Origin of the sequence: Aquirufa aurantiipilula (assembly GCF_019923745.1) — a bacterium.
Classification (GTDB): domain Bacteria; phylum Bacteroidota; class Bacteroidia; order Cytophagales; family Spirosomataceae; genus Aquirufa; species Aquirufa aurantiipilula.
Genome location: NZ_JAANOG010000009.1, coordinates 32374 through 47452, shown reverse-complemented (window position 1 = coordinate 47452; position 15079 = coordinate 32374). Strand labels below are relative to the sequence as shown.

Genomic DNA, 15079 nt, shown 5'->3' with positions numbered 1-15079 from the left:
CCTATGGAGGCCGATCCCTTTTCGAATATCTTATTGATTGCTTTTGAACCCAACATCAGCGCGCCCTCCGTTATCTTTATAAGCCTTATATTATTAACGTTGATATTGCTTTCTGCCTTGCTTTCAGGTTCAGAAGTAGCCTTCTTTTCTTTAAATGCCGAGCAAAGAATAGCACTTAAAGAAAGTGTTACCAAGAGTGAAAAGACACTTAGTAGACTACTCGATCAACCGCAGCTTCTACTTGCCACTCTTTTAATTGCTATCAATTTTGTCAATATCATTTTCATTACCTTGGCCAATTACCTCACTCAATTGTTGATTGGAGAAGAGTCAGTTAATAGCCTGATAGTCACCCTATTCTTATTGTTTGGTGTGACTTTTATTATTGCCTTTTTTGGAGAATTGATTCCTAAAGTTTGGGCACAACAAAACAATTTGATTTTTGCTCGATATACCGCTCCTCTGATTGATTTTTTCACCTTTGTATTCAAACCTCTTTCCAGGGTACTATTGGGGATTTCCAATTTGATTGAAAATCGAATAGAGAAGAAGTCCTATTATTTGACCACCCACGAGTTGAATCAGGCTTTGGAAATAACGACGGATGAGAATACGACAGAAAGAGAGAAAGATATTTTGCGTGGAATTCTAAATTTTGGGAATACTTCCGTGAAAGGTGTTATGAAGGCTAGAAGGGATATTGTGGCTTTTGATACCGAGATGGATTTCCATGAATTGATGGATAAAATCAATAAAAATGGGTATTCTCGCGTTCCTGTGTACGCCGAAACCATTGATAAGATTGAGGGGATTCTATACATCAAGGATTTATTAGAACATATCGATCAAGATGAAAAATTTGATTGGTTGTCATTACTACATCAACCCTTCTTTGTTCCAGAAAACAAGAAAATTGATGATTTGCTCTACGATTTTCAGGAAAAAAGGGTGCACATGGCCATTGTGGTGAACGAGTATGGAGAAACGGAAGGTTTGGTGACCATGGAAGATATCATCGAGGAGATTGTTGGGGACATCAATGATGAGTTTGATGAAGAGGAATTAGACTACAAAAAACTAGATGAATATACTTATTTGTTTGAAGCGAAAATTTCTTTGAATGATTTTTGTCGTGTTTTTGATGTAGATGTGTCTATTTTTGAAAAAGTAAAAGGAGAAAGCGAAACCTTGGCAGGTTTGTGTATCGAGTTATTTTCTCGTATCCCACATGCTGGTGAAGAAATTGTATGTGAACCTTTTGTCTTTAAAATACAGTCGGTGGATACCCGACGAATTAAAAAAATCAAGGTTAGCTTGAATGCCGCTCCATTGCCCACTGAATCTGATGAAAAAACTGTATAGTTCGTATAAACGTTTTCTTTTTTTACTATCATTAAGCTTTTTGCTCACAGCCTGTCCTGGACCTGCACCTACGCCTGATCCGGGTACTACGGAGTCTAGCTATGAAGATGGAGTAGATCGTGGCATTATTGAAAATCCTGAATTAGATGAGGCTTCAGGCATTGTTTCAAGTAAAAAAAATGAAGGTTTCTTGTGGGCGCACAATGACTCAGGAGATAGCAATCGATTGTTTTTGATTGATACTTTTGGGAAGGGAATGAAACAATTTGTCATTCAAGGAGCGGAAAATAGAGATTGGGAAGACATTGCCTTGATTTCAGATAGTAATGGAAGTGCCGTTATATACATTGCCGACTTTGGTGATAATAGCTCCAACCAGGCTTCTTATGCGATTTATTGGTTTAATGAACCCAATGTTTCGTCCATTAATAATGCCACGATTACGGGTGTTCAGAAATTAACCTTTACGTTGCCTGATGGTTCTCGGGATATGGAATGTTTGTTGGTTGATCAAAAGACCAAGGACGTTTTTATTATATCAAAAAGAGAAACAAAAAAACGATTATACAAGATACCGGCAGGAAGTTTTACTAATCAAGCCAATGTAAAGGCCGAGTTTGTGCAGGAATTAAATGTATCGGTACCGTTTTCTACGGTAGGCCAAATTGTGACAGCGTATTACATTACTTCAGGTGATGTTTCTCCTGATAACACAGAGATTTTAATCAAGAATTACATAGAGTGCTATTATTGGAAGAGAAAAGCCAACGAAACGATCCCAGAAGCTTTAGCTAGGGCACATAAAACAGTGCCTTATGTAGGTAACCCAACCGAATATCAAGGGGAGGGCATCACCTTTGCTGCTGATGGAGGAGGGTATTATACCATTTCTGAAAAAGGGAGTACACCAGTTCATTTATATTATTACAAACGAAAGTGAAAATTGCTCACTGGTTTCGTTTAGGAATTCTAGCCTTGATTGTCTGGGCTTGCCAATCGCTCTATATCATCGATGCTCAAATGGCTAAAACCAATTTCTCGGCGACAATCGATGAAGGGGTTTTGGAAAATATTGAAATTGATGAAGCTTCCGGTATGGTGGCTAGTCGACTGAATCCTGAACTTTTCTGGGTGGTGAATGATTCTCAAGATTTGAATCGTATCTTTTTGATTGACCGATACGGAACAGGGAAGGTAGAGTTTTTACTTCAAGGAGTACAAAACCGTGATTGGGAGGATTTGGCTTATTGGTATAAAAGCCCCCAAGAGTCATATGTGTATGTGGCCGACACGGGCGACAATAAACAGGAGTTCGGTACCTATTTCATTTATCGGTTTAAGGAGTTTGATATTCGAGGATCTGATATGGTTACTAGAATTATCAAAAAAGTGGAGAAATTGGAATTTAAATTACCAGATGGATCCAAAGATATGGAGTGTCTATTGGTGGATCAGTTGAATGGGGATATGTATTTGGTGAGTAAACAAGACGATCGAAAGAGCTTGTTTAGGATTAAAGCTAGCAGCTTTAAAGAAACTAAAGTGGTGGAGGCAGATTTTGTTAGAAAATTGAATTTTTCAGAACCCAGCTCTGACTTAGCCATTTTGAAACAACTGTATAACATTACGGCTGGAGATGTGGCTAGCAACAACCAAGAAGTGATTATTCGGAATTATTTAGAGGTATATTATTGGAAAAAAGGCAAACATGAGAGCTTGGGAGATGCCTTAAAACGGCCTCCTAAAATAGTACCTAGCAAATTAGAACCTCAAGGTGAGGCCCTAGCATTTTCCCATCTGTCAGATGGATTTTATACTATTTCCGAAGTGGCAAGTTCTCCAGGCCCCGTACATGTATATTTTACACCTAAGAAATAATTAAGCTTTCACCATTAATTTGGCGAAACTCAGAAGTAAGGTTTTTTCTCCTACTCCTTTTTCGAAATCAATCACGGCTTTTCTTTCAGCGCCATTGACTTCTATTTTTTTGATTAAACCAAAACCAAATTTCTGATGCTCCACTTGCTGGCCTGCTTCTAATTTTAAAGGATCAGTAGGCACAAAATTGCTGGAAGCTACGTGTTGGTAATTGGTATTTTGTTTTGGTTTTTGGATAAGTTGAGCAGCAGATGGACTGGTGGAGCTGGACACAAAACCCGTTTTTTGTACGGGTCTAAAAGCTTGCACTTCCTTTTTACCTGGAGTCTTGGCCATTTTTAAATAGGCACTATCAATTTCATCTAGGAAACGACTTGGTTCACAGGATTTTAATCGGCCAAATTGGTAGCGGGATTCCGCATAAGAAATCATCAATTTCTTTTCGGCACGGGTGACTGCAACATAAAAGAGACGACGTTCCTCTTCCAGATCGGCTTGACTTTGCAGCATCATTTGGCTTGGGAACAAATCTTCTTCCAATCCTACCAAAAACACGTGCTTAAATTCTAGTCCTTTGGCAGAGTGAACTGTCATTAAGGTTACTTTATCGCGGTCATTGGGGTCTTCTTGTGTATCGGCATTGGTTAATAAAGAGACAGACTGTAAAAATGTTGCCAGTGATTTATCTTCATTTTCTGGGTCATCCACAAACTGTTTGATCGCGTTTAATAATTCTTGTAAGTTTTGGTAGCGAGCTAGACCCTCTACTGTTTTATCTTCATAGAGTTCACGCAAAAGTCCTGAAGCTTTAGCTACATGGTTGGCAATTTCGTAAGCATCTTTTTGCTCTACTTCAGCCATTAATTTGAATGACTTGATGAGATCAGCAAAATTTTCAATGGCGGCTGTGCCTCTAGCACCTTGGAAGGTTTGAATGTTGGAAATAACATCCCAAATTGAGCAATTATTTTCTGCTGCTGTAACTGCAATTTTGGCAATGGTGGTATCTCCTATACCTCTTTTTGGGAGGTTGATAATACGTTTGAATGCCTCTTCATCATTTTGATTAACTACAAAACGAAGGTAGCCAAGGACATCTTTGATTTCTTTTCTTTGGTAGAAAGATAAACCCCCAACGATGCGGTATTTGATATTTAGTCGACGTAATGATTCCTCAAACGAACGAGATTGGGCATTGGTACGGTATAAAATGGCAAAATCTGACCAGTGTAAACCTTCTTTTTGTTTGGTTTCGAAGATGGTGGAGGCAATCATTCTTCCTTCTTCATTGTCACTGCCAGCACGAATAATTTCTATTTGGTCGCCTACCTCATTGGAAGTATAAACGTTTTTTTCGAGCTGGTTTTTATTTCTAGAGATGATGGAGTTCGCTACAGCTACAATGTTTTTGGTAGAGCGGTAATTCTGTTCCAATTTGATGGTTGTTAGATCAGCATAATCTCTTTCAAAATTCAAAATGTTTTGGATATCTGCTCCACGGAAAGCATAAATACTTTGGGCATCATCTCCTACTACACAAATATTGCGGTGTACAGCGGCCAGCTTTTTGGTTAATAAGTATTGAGAGACGTTGGTATCTTGAAACTCATCCACCATTACGTGCTTGAATTTGTGTTGGTATTTGTTCAGTACGTCCAAATGGTCTCTAAAAAGAATATTGGTTTGGTATAATAAATCATCAAAGTCCATGGCATTTGCTTGAAAGCAACGAATGCAATATGTTCGGTAGATTTCACCCATTTTGGGAATGCGAGCCATGCGGTCTTCTTCCCCAAGAATCGCGCTGTTTAAGTATTGTTCTGGACTAATTAATCTGTTTTTGGCACCAGAAATTCGGTTTAACACTAAATTGACCTTGTATACTTTATCATCTAGGTTTTGTTCTTTGATGATGGCACGAAGTAATGACTTGGAATCATCGGTATCATAAATGGAAAAATTGGAGGTATAGCCCAATTTTTCTCCTTCAAAACGAAGGATTTTGGCAAATACGGAGTGGAAAGTTCCCATCCATATGTTTTTTGCCTCCTTTCCGATGACGGATTCGATACGATGGCGCATTTCGCCAGCGGCTTTATTGGTAAATGTTAGGAGTAAAATCTGGAATGGATCAATGCCTTGTTGAATGAGATGAGCTGTTCGGTAGGTAAGTACGCGAGTTTTGCCGGAGCCAGCTCCAGCGATAATCATTAAAGGGCCTTCAGTATGTAAAACAGCTTGTCGTTGGGGCTCATTCAAGCCAGCCAAATAATCCATAAGGGAAAATTAATTGATGGGAAAAAATAGAGATTAAAATTACGAATTTTTGAGCAGGGGCTTGGTATTCTAACTTATTTTTTGGGACGGTATTTTTTAGGGCAAAAAAAAAGGCGCCATAGCGCCTTTTTTGTGATGGGTTTAATCGCTTACTGGATTGCCACCAAATCTCTTTTCGTTTCAGTTAAGATATTGAAAGTCTTGGATTTGATAACGTTTTTACGAGAATCTAGAATAACCATTTTATAACGACCATCATTTAGGTTTGAGAAATTGAATAATTTCTTAGAGCTAAGTGACTCGCGGGTAATCTGGTTATTGTCTTCATCATAAATGACCACGAACAAGGGGGAAGAGATATCCGAGCTAACAAGGAATTTCATTTTACCTACTTGATCAATGTTGACAGGAAGAGCGAATTCTGCGGCATGTGCAGAAGAGACAGACAAGATAGCGGCTACGACGAAAGCGGCTAAAGCGTTTTTTGTGATGAAATTTTTCATAATGTTGATAATTGATAAATGCTTGATTAATAAAATCTTAGGCGGAAGTTTTCCGTTTGTTTGCTCAAAACTAGACTTTTCATGTTAACTCCAAATTAATTAGACATAAAATTTCACTTTTTTAAGAATATTCCTCTTAAAAAAATTATATTTCTTTAAATAGTTCAATTTTTATTTCAATGTTACGAAATGGTTAAATTTTTCTTGAATTATTTAACATTCAGGAAACATATAGATAATAGCGTGTTAACCGTGAGGCTATTGATTGCAGGTAATTTTGTACCGTAATCAATATAAATACAAATGAATACACACCAATTATTTAGAAGTTTATTAATCGTTTTTGTGTCATTGGCGTCGTTTGGTCATACTTTTGGCCAAGTAGGGAAGATTAAAGGGACTATTTCAGATCCTGTATCTAAGGAGCCAGTTATTGGAGCAACCATTCGTTTAGAAGGGTTAACTGTTGGAGCTAGTACCGGTATTGAAGGTAATTTTGAATTAGCTAATGTTCCAGCTGGAATCTATAAATTGATTGTAAGTTCAGTAGGTTATCAATCTCAGCAAATTCCAAATGTTCGCGTTGAGTCAGGTAAAGAATCCATTGTTACAGTTTCTTTATTAGAAGATAATAAGACTTTGGCCAACGTTGTTGTTAAAGCTCAAAAAATAACTACTTCGGAAGTTGCTGTATTGACAGAGACGAGGCAGTTACAACAAATTGCTGTTGGTATATCAGGACAGCAGATTCAAAAGACTCAAGATAGAGATGCTTCTGCTGTGGTTCGTAGAATTCCAGGAGTTTCCATTTTTGATGAGAGATTTGTGGTGGTGAGAGGTTTAAATGAGCGTTACAATACAGTATTGGTGAATGATATCATTACTCCTTCGACTGAAGTGGATTCAAAAGCTTTCTCATTCGACTTAATTCCAAGTTCGATTATTGATCGTATGTTGATTTTTAAATCGGCATCTTCTGATTTGCCTGGAGATTTGGGTGGAGGAGCTATCAAGATTTACACGAAGACCGTTCCAGATGGAAATACATTTTCTGCTAGTTTTTCTACTAGTTACCGTTCTGGGACAACGGCTCAAAAAGCCATGTCCTATGTAGGAGGAAAGACAGATTGGTTAGGTTTTGATGATGGTGGACGTCAGTTGCCGTCTGGTTTCCCTTCAAGAAATAGCATTGCTACAGCTGGAAATACTGAGGCCGTAATTTCACATTTTAGAAATTTGCCAGCCTTTTACAATGTAGAAGATAAAAACGTATTACCTGATTTTAGAGGGAATTTAAATTTTGCTCACCGTTGGTTTTTGGGGGATAAAGAGCTTACGAACTTTTCGTATGTGAATTATTCGAATACCAATCAGTCCTTTCAAATGCAGCAAAGAAGATTTACTTACTTAGGAGATACGGAGAAGTATTATCAAGATCAATCTTTGTCTCAAAACGTTCGTATTGGAATGATGTCGAACTGGGCTTTGATTTTGAATCCAAATAATAAGTTAGAGTTTAGAAACTTGTTCAATCAAATTGGAATCAAGGAAACTGTTTTTCGTAATGGATACAATGAGAACGTAGATTTAAACAATGCTTCTTTCCGTTATGAGCAGCGTTCCATTTATTCAGGTCAGTTTAGCGGTACACATGAATTGTCATCTGTAAGTAAGTTGAAGTGGGTAACAGGGTTAGGTTATACGTTTAGAACTGAGCCTGATTATAGAAGATATACAAGAAGTAGGGAGAGAAATTCTACAGGAGTTTTTACTTTTGATTTACAACAATCAGATAGTCCCACCCTACAGCAGTCAGCTCGTTCATTTTCACATGTAGAAGAGTTTATTTATACCACTAGAGCCGATTTTGATCATATTCTTAAGGAGAACGAGGACGAGAAATTAAGAACTACATTCCGTGCTGGAATATATACAGAATACAAAGAGCGTGCATTCTCCAATCGTTGGTATGGAATCACGAATCCTAACCGATTGTCATCCGATAACTCTTTGTTGAAACAAGATCCTACAAATTTCTTCAATCCAAACAATTTAGGAGGTAACTCTATTTATTACGGAGTAGGAACCAATTTTGAAGATAAGTACACGGCCCAAAATACTTTTGGTGCAGCTTATGTGCAATTGTATTTGCCAGTTGGAGATAAATTAAATGCTACGATTGGTTTGAGAGGAGAGTATAACAATCAAGAATTGCAAAGTAAGGAAAGGGGTTCTGGAGCAGCCATTAAGGTAACCAATCCCGTATTTAGCCCACTTCCATCTTTGAATTTGGCTTATAATTTCACCACTAAAAACTTATTGCGTTTTGCTTATAGTTCTACGGTAAACCGTCCTGAGTTTCGTGAATTAGCTCCATTTACGTATTATGACTTCGTATATGATGTTACACGTACAGGTTTTATTCCAAGAGCAGACAAGCCTAAATTATTGAATGCGACGATTAACAATTTTGATTTACGATATGAATTGTATCCATCGAAATCTGAATTGATTTCATTGGCGGTATTTTATAAGAAATTCTTAAATCCAATTGAATCCAAAGTGTTTTACAATGGTAGTACAGTCGCTTTTACGGTTGACAATGCTACGGAAGCAACTAGTACTGGGCTAGAATTGGAAATCAGAAAGCAAATTGCACCTAACTGGGTGGCTTTATTCAATGCAGCTTTGATTAGTAGTAATGTGCGTGCAGGTCAGTCCGACAACATGTTGAACCGTAATCTTCAGGGACAATCTCCTTATTTAATTAATGCAGGTATTTTTTATGAAAATGCAGACAAAGGATGGCAGGCCAATATTTTATACAATGTGATTGGTAAAAGAATCTTTGTGATTGGAGATAGCCAGTTGTCGGCTGATATCTATGAAATGCCTAGAAATGTGGTGGATATTAATATCACGAAGGCATTAACCAAAAAGATTGATTTCAAATTAGCGGTACAAGATTTATTAAACCAGAAGTTTTCTTTAGTGCAGGACACGAACCGAGATGGTGAAATTTCTGACAAGGATGGTGTATACCAAGAGTATCACCGTGGAAGTTATTTTACCATGGGAATTACAATGAAGTTTTAGTGCGCGCCTACAGAAAAATGATAAGTAGTAACAGTTAAAAACATATAAATAAACAAATTCATGCAACAATTACGTGTCATTTTCGCTTGTTTGCTTACGGCTGCTGTAGGTTTGTCGGCCTGTACAAAAAACGATTCAGAAGTAGAAATTACAGTACCTGCGCCATCTAATCGTACGGTAGTGGAGGTTTCAGGAAAAATCACTGCCAACACTACTTGGAAGGAGTCTGAAAAATATTTGTTAAAGGGATTCGTCTATGTAGAGTCTGGAGCCACGTTGACCGTAGAGCCTGGAACTATCATTTTAGGAGATAAAATCACGAAAGGGACTTTAATTGTTAAGCCAGGTGGAAAATTAATCGCTAGGGGAACGGCTGCTAAACCAATAGTATTTACTTCAGCACAGGCTAAAGGTTCTAGAAATTATGGTGATTGGGGTGGATTAATTATGTTGGGTAATGCCCGCGTAAATAAAACTCCAGCAACTATTGAGGGAGAGAACGTTTCCACTTTTGGAGGTTCTAATGATTCGGATAATTCAGGAGTATTGAAATATGTACGTATTGAGTTTGCGGGTATTGCATTTGAGACGGATAAGGAAATCAACGGATTAACATTAGGCGGAGTGGGTTCAGGTACTGAAATTGATTATGTACAGGTTTCTTACAATGGTGATGATGCTTATGAGTGGTTTGGAGGAAATGTAAATGCGAAACACTTGGTATCCTATAGAAATTTGGATGATGATTTTGATACGGATTGGGGTTACAGTGGTAATGTTCAATTTGCTTTGTCGATCCGTGACCCACAAGTAGCAGACCAATGTTCATGTTCGGATAGTAATGCATTTGAATCGGATAATGATGCGGCAGGTTCAGAAGCTACGCCACAGACGAGTGCGAAGTTTGCCAACGTAAGTGCATTTATTGCAGATGGAACTGTGGATAAAAAATACCGTTCAGCCATGCGTATTCGTCGTAATTCAGCTATATCAGTGATCAACAGTTTATTTGTTGGAGGTTGGGTAGCTAAGGGTGGTTTGGAATTAGAAGGAACTGCAGCACAAAATAATTTTGTAACAGGTAAAAATATACTTGCTGGTTTAGTGGTAACGGGTATGTTAAAGCCAATCGTTACTGGAGATGAAACGATGTTAAAAGATGCTACTCGCAAAAATCAGTTTGGAGTTGCTTCGGAGACTTTAGGTTTAACTGCGGGATATAATCGTTTGCAAGGAAAGCCAAGTTTAGCATTGACGACTACTTCCAAATTATTGGGAGCGGGAGTTAGCTTGCCAGCTGGATTTGAAGCTAATACTAATATTGGTGCTTTTGGAACTACGGATTGGACAGAAGGCTGGACAAACTGGGATCCACAAAACACGGATTACTAAGATTTTATATTGGTGTAATTCAGAAAATGCCGGAAGGATTCCTTTCGGCATTTCTTGTTTTATGCCTGCGCATTTTAACGCTGTCAAGGTTTGGAACCTTGCCAGCGTTGCGTGGCTGGGCGCAGACTGAACGATTGGGAATTGGGCTTATTGTATCAGTTTCTTGGTAAAGAGGTATAGTTTGAGAAGTTTAAACATATTTTATACCTTGTTGCATTTAATAAATTTGCCATGTCCCAAACCAATAAAATGTCTTTACATTTTAATATTAGACTCGGTCAATTAGACGATGAAAAAGCAGTTTTAGAACTCGTTAATGAGTTAGAAAACAGAAACTCTGATCCTCATATTTTTGCTAAAATTTGGAGGGAGTATGTAGGGCATGAACATACCCATGTCTGGGTTGTTGAAAATCACGAAAATCAAGTTGTCGGTTTTTTGAGTGTTATTGGTCAAAACCTATTGCACCATGAAGGCATGGTCTATGAGATTCAAGAATTAATGGTTACAGCCACTTATCAAGGGCAAGGTCTAGGAAGGAAATTGATTGAGGCATTTAAAAATGAACTGAAACACAAGGACGTGAAATCGATTGAAGTAACCTCGAATAAACGAAGAAAAGAAGCCCATGCTTTTTATGAAGCAATGGGCTTTATTAATTCACATGAAAAGTTTACCATCTATTTTTGAGATAGCCTAAGAGCGGCTTTCATTTTATCGAAAATGGCCGTATTCTGATAAATTCCTTGAAAAGCTTCAGAACCGGGTCCAAAAGCAAAAACTGGAACCATTTGGCCAGTATGTCCTTTCGTAATAAAAGAGGCTTTTACTTCTCCTGTTGACATATCTCCTCCCAATAATGCCATGCCACCTGTTTCGTGATCGGCGGTAATGACCACTAGCGTTTCTTTGTCTTTTTCGGCAAAATCCAATGCAGCGGCTATACTTTTATTGAAATCAACCATTTCAGTAACGGCATAATTTGCATCATTAGCATGTCCACCCCAATCAATTTGTCCACCCTCTATCATCACAAAAAATCCTTTTGGGTTCTTAGAAAGTAGTTCCATTGATTTTTTTGCGGCGTCCAACAAGACTTCACCTCTTCCTTCACTGAATTTAATCGGGTCTCCTGGAGCATATAAGTAGACAAATTTACCTTGCTTAATCCCATTCATTTCGGCTAAAGATTCCACAATTTGGTATTTTTTTGCTTTCAATGAATCCAAAATATTTTGTCCATCTTTTCTTTGGTCAAAGCTTTTTCTTCCTCCTCCCACTACTATATCGACATCCGTTTTTAAGAAATCTTTGGCAATTTCATCATGCATATTACGCTTGATTTGGTGGGCAATAAATGCCGCTGGTGTAGCATCTGTGATATCCGCAGTACTTACCAAACCCGTTGCAAGCCCTTTTTTTTCGGCCAATTCCAACAGCGTTATTTGTGGAGTTTGTGTAGCATCTACACCAATGGCCCCATTATATGTTTTTTTGCCTGTTGAAAAAGCCGTTGCTCCTGCCGCAGAATCCGTTACGTAATTATCAGAAGCTTGATTTTTATGAAATCCAATGTTACGTATTCTTTCTAAAGCTAGATGACCTTTATTAGCAGTTAGTCCAGCATAAATTTGGCTGACACCCATCCCATCCCCAATTAAAAATATGATATTCTTAGGATAATTTTTTTTAGAATTTTGCCCAAAAGCAGTTAATGTGACTAAGAAAATTAAAAGGGAAGAAATGACTTTTTTCATGGAAGGTTTAGTATAGTTTTTGAATGTATTCTGCTGTAAATCCGGGACTTGTCGTCATGCCTTTGCCACCAATTCCATTGATCACATGAATGACATCATCCAACGTTGATGTAAAGATATCTGATTTGTTGGCTTGTAGATAATGTCTCCAAAGGCACATTCTGCACTCCAGCCTTCATTATTCTAGATTTTATATGTCCTTACAGTGCTTGATTCAGTTAAGAAAATATGTAAAAATGATGCATTTTATGAATGTGATTTATCAAGTTAACTTGCTGCAAATTTTTTTAAACCAATGATTCCTACTACAATCAAACTCATAAAAAATACTTCGGCAAGGTTGGTCGGTGTTTTATAATAAAAGACATCAAACAGCTTGACTAATATGAGAGAACATGCTGTCCAAACGGCCAAAGCAGTAGCTGTAGGGATATCTTTAAATGCGACTGATAAACAATAAATATTGGCTACACCAAAAAAAATATATCCCAAAAGAGGAAAAAACTCAATGCCAAATTCTTTTGAAATGAAAGGATGTTGTTGAAATGCATCTTTCAATCTTCCAAAATTCATGTACTTCAACGAGAAAGTCCAGCCTGTCTCAAAAATGGAAGCAATGAAAAGATAAATCCAAGGTTTGATCATGTGCGCGTATTACAGAAGCTTAAAGTTCCTAAAATAGAAACCCAATAGCTAAGTTTTCTCACATAAATTCCAAAGATTAAACTTGCCGGTAAAGAGATTTAGGCTTTTGGAAATGACAATCCCCCATTATTTTTTGGGAAAGTCCAATGGATTCGCTTGGCGAATAGCGAGTTCCAAGAACTCTTTTTCTTAGGATTTGGTTGAATGAGCTCTCGTAAATGCATATCCATTAAGCGGGAGGATTCTTGAATCCATTGTTGATAGGTCGAATAATCTGTTTGATGTTCCTTCTGATAGTCTTTAAAAAGAGTTAAATCAAATGAATTAGCAGCCAAACCTGCCCCAGACTGAGAAGCATCAAAGGCATTGATCATTTGTTCAATATGGTTAGGCACAGGAACCATCATGGTAGGTTTTGCCAAATACATGGCTTCTGCAATGGACTCAAATCCAGCCGTAGAAATTAAGCCTGCACAGTGCGACATTTTTTCTAAATACAGTTCCGCATTGATGGGATGAAATGTCAAATTATCAGAATAGTGGTATATCTCTTTGCGGATGGGATGATCCCAAAAACAGTCTAATTGAATATCTGGATTAAGTTTTGACCAGGCCATGATATCTTCAGCTAACCGAAAGTGGGTCAAATAAGCTAACCAATTTTTACCCGATATAGCTTTCAGTTCTTTTACCTCTTTTCTCAATAGAGGAGGAATCACATCGATGTTTCTTTGTGTATCATTTTCCAAGGGCAAAAAGGAAAGACCCAACTTTTTCTTTGATCCAATGGCTGTGATTTGGGTATTTAGATTTAGAAAGAACTGATCTAATTTCTTTTCAGGAATAGTCTGAAAATGTTTATTTAACAATAGATATTGATGGCCTATGGATATGCAAGGAATGGTAGCGCCGGTTCTCCATTGGTGAAGGCCGGTGATCGATTCATAAAAATTAATGATTCCATCAGGTTTATTCTGCTCAATGAATTTTCCCAACTCCGAAGCACTTTTCCAATAGGTTTTAAATTTGGAAATGACTTGTAAAGCTGTTTTCCCTACTTGGACAGCCTTGCCATTTCCATAACAAAGTGAAGGGCTATCGTATTGCAACAGTGGTTTGTCCCCGATATAATCAGTAAAGAAGCTAGGTATTTTTCGGTTATTGGTAGAGCCCACAGCATAGCCAATCACTTCATGGCCAGCTTCTTGTGCTATTTGACTAAGGGAAATGGCCTGGGTCAAATGGCCTCTTCCTTCTCCTTGAACGGTAAATATAAACTTTCCCATATTAGAGGGTCATTTGATCGCTTAAAATTTCTTTTAATTCAGATTTTAAATCAAAATTAGGGTAGTGAAGAATTTGCCATTCTCCTTGATGTGTTTCAACCAAAGCAGTTAATGATTCTACCCAATCTCCTGAGTTCATATAAGAAATCCCATTGATTTGTTTGATTTCAGCTTTATGAATATGACCGCAAATGATACCATCCGCCTCTTGAGCCATGGCTAGTTCCACTAGTTTTTCTTCGAAATCAGAGATAAAATTGACAGCGGCTTTTACCTTTTGTTTGATGGTTTGGGAAAGTGAATAGTAGGGTTTACCTTGTCTTTCACGATGGTAGTTGTACCATTTGTTGACCCATAATAAAAAGGTATAACCGATATCACCTAAATAGGCTAACCATTTCATTTGACTTGTAATACTGTCAAATATGTCGCCATGGGTGATAAAATATTTCTTCCCAAAGGATTTTAAGGTATAATCTCTTCGGATGGAGAACTGCTTGCCAATTTTTAAAGGAATGATTTGGTCCAGAAAATCATCGTGATTCCCCCGCAGATATATCACTTCAGTATCCCATCGATCCATCATTTTTAGTACGGCTCGAAAGAATCCCGTGTGCTTTTTTTTCCATTCGCCTCCCTTTTTTAATTGCCATCCATCGATGATATCTCCATTTAGAATGAGTTGATGGCAGGAATAAGCTTTTAGAAATTCGTTGACCTCTTTGGCTTTAGCACCTTTACTTCCTAAATGCAGATCGGAAATAACGATGGTTTTGTAAGTGGGTTGGTAGTTAACGCTCATGTTGCGTAGTTTTTCTTGTTTCAAAACTACGTTGATTGCCAGAGGATTATGTTAGGTGGGCGTTAAGCAATGGTTAAATTT

At 37.7% G+C, this 15079-nt stretch carries 13 protein-coding genes; 6 read left to right on the top strand and 7 right to left on the bottom strand.

Annotation, left to right across the window (positions count from 1 at the left end; all coding sequences use genetic code 11):
• Window positions 1–3 precede the first annotated feature (3 nt).
• From gldE to G9H60_RS10605, 3 genes are read left to right on the top strand one after another with little or no spacing between them, the layout of a single operon-like run.
• The gene (gene gldE / locus G9H60_RS10615; protein WP_223144038.1) at window positions 4–1362 is read left to right on the top strand and encodes a gliding motility-associated protein GldE; all 1359 of its coding nucleotides are present in this window, start codon (window positions 4–6) and stop codon (window positions 1360–1362) included.
• The gene (locus G9H60_RS10610; protein WP_223144037.1) at window positions 1346–2302 is read left to right on the top strand and encodes a hypothetical protein; all 957 of its coding nucleotides are present in this window, start codon (window positions 1346–1348) and stop codon (window positions 2300–2302) included. Before gldE ends, G9H60_RS10610 begins: the two co-directional genes overlap by 17 nt.
• Window positions 2299–3240 carry a hypothetical protein gene (locus G9H60_RS10605; protein WP_223144036.1) on the top strand — a complete coding sequence of 314 codons (942 nt, stop codon included), beginning with the start codon at window positions 2299–2301 and terminating at the stop codon, window positions 3238–3240. Before G9H60_RS10610 ends, G9H60_RS10605 begins: the two co-directional genes overlap by 4 nt.
• On the opposite strand, the gene G9H60_RS10600 is transcribed toward G9H60_RS10605, so the two are convergent.
• Both G9H60_RS10600 and G9H60_RS10595 read right to left on the bottom strand, forming a co-directional pair.
• Entirely contained in the window at window positions 3241–5517 is a 2277-nt protein-coding gene (locus G9H60_RS10600) for an ATP-dependent helicase (RefSeq protein WP_223144035.1), read from the bottom strand.
• 149 nt (window positions 5518–5666) lie between these two features.
• On the bottom strand, window positions 5667–6020 hold the full coding sequence (locus G9H60_RS10595; RefSeq protein ID WP_223144034.1) for a hypothetical protein: 354 nt from the start codon (window positions 6018–6020) through the stop codon (window positions 5667–5669).
• Window positions 6021–6323: 303 nt separating this feature from the next.
• On the opposite strand from G9H60_RS10595, the gene G9H60_RS10590 reads away from it, so the two are divergent.
• The 3 genes from G9H60_RS10590 (at window position 6324) to G9H60_RS10580 (ending at window position 11198) form a co-directional block, all read left to right on the top strand.
• The gene (locus tag G9H60_RS10590; RefSeq protein WP_223144033.1) at window positions 6324–9116 is read left to right on the top strand and encodes a TonB-dependent receptor; all 2793 of its coding nucleotides are present in this window, start codon (window positions 6324–6326) and stop codon (window positions 9114–9116) included.
• Window positions 9117–9176: 60 nt separating this feature from the next.
• The gene (locus G9H60_RS10585; protein WP_223144032.1) at window positions 9177–10508 is read left to right on the top strand and encodes a T9SS C-terminal target domain-containing protein; all 1332 of its coding nucleotides are present in this window, start codon (window positions 9177–9179) and stop codon (window positions 10506–10508) included.
• Window positions 10509–10757: 249 nt separating this feature from the next.
• Window positions 10758–11198 carry a GNAT family N-acetyltransferase gene (locus G9H60_RS10580; RefSeq protein ID WP_223144031.1) on the top strand — a complete coding sequence of 147 codons (441 nt, stop codon included), beginning with the start codon at window positions 10758–10760 and terminating at the stop codon, window positions 11196–11198.
• Here G9H60_RS10580 and G9H60_RS10575 read toward each other — a convergent pair.
• From G9H60_RS10575 to G9H60_RS10555, 5 genes are all read right to left on the bottom strand, one after another.
• Entirely contained in the window at window positions 11189–12265 is a 1077-nt protein-coding gene (locus G9H60_RS10575; protein WP_223144030.1) for an alkaline phosphatase, read from the bottom strand. The two genes, G9H60_RS10580 and G9H60_RS10575, sit on opposite strands and share 10 nt — an antisense overlap.
• A gap of 7 nt (window positions 12266–12272) precedes the next feature.
• Window positions 12273–12425, bottom strand: coding sequence for a hypothetical protein (locus G9H60_RS10570; protein WP_223144029.1), 153 nt, complete (start codon window positions 12423–12425; stop codon window positions 12273–12275).
• Window positions 12426–12532: 107 nt separating this feature from the next.
• Window positions 12533–12910, bottom strand: coding sequence for a DMT family transporter (locus tag G9H60_RS10565; protein ID WP_262900014.1), 378 nt, complete (start codon window positions 12908–12910; stop codon window positions 12533–12535).
• Window positions 12911–13008: 98 nt separating this feature from the next.
• Window positions 13009–14196, bottom strand: a complete 1188-nt coding sequence (locus G9H60_RS10560; protein ID WP_223144028.1) for a glycosyltransferase family protein — start codon at window positions 14194–14196, stop codon at window positions 13009–13011.
• 1 nt (window position 14197) lies between these two features.
• The gene (locus G9H60_RS10555) at window positions 14198–14998 is read right to left on the bottom strand and encodes a UDP-2,3-diacylglucosamine diphosphatase (protein ID WP_223144027.1); all 801 of its coding nucleotides are present in this window, start codon (window positions 14996–14998) and stop codon (window positions 14198–14200) included.
• Window positions 14999–15079 lie beyond the last annotated feature (81 nt).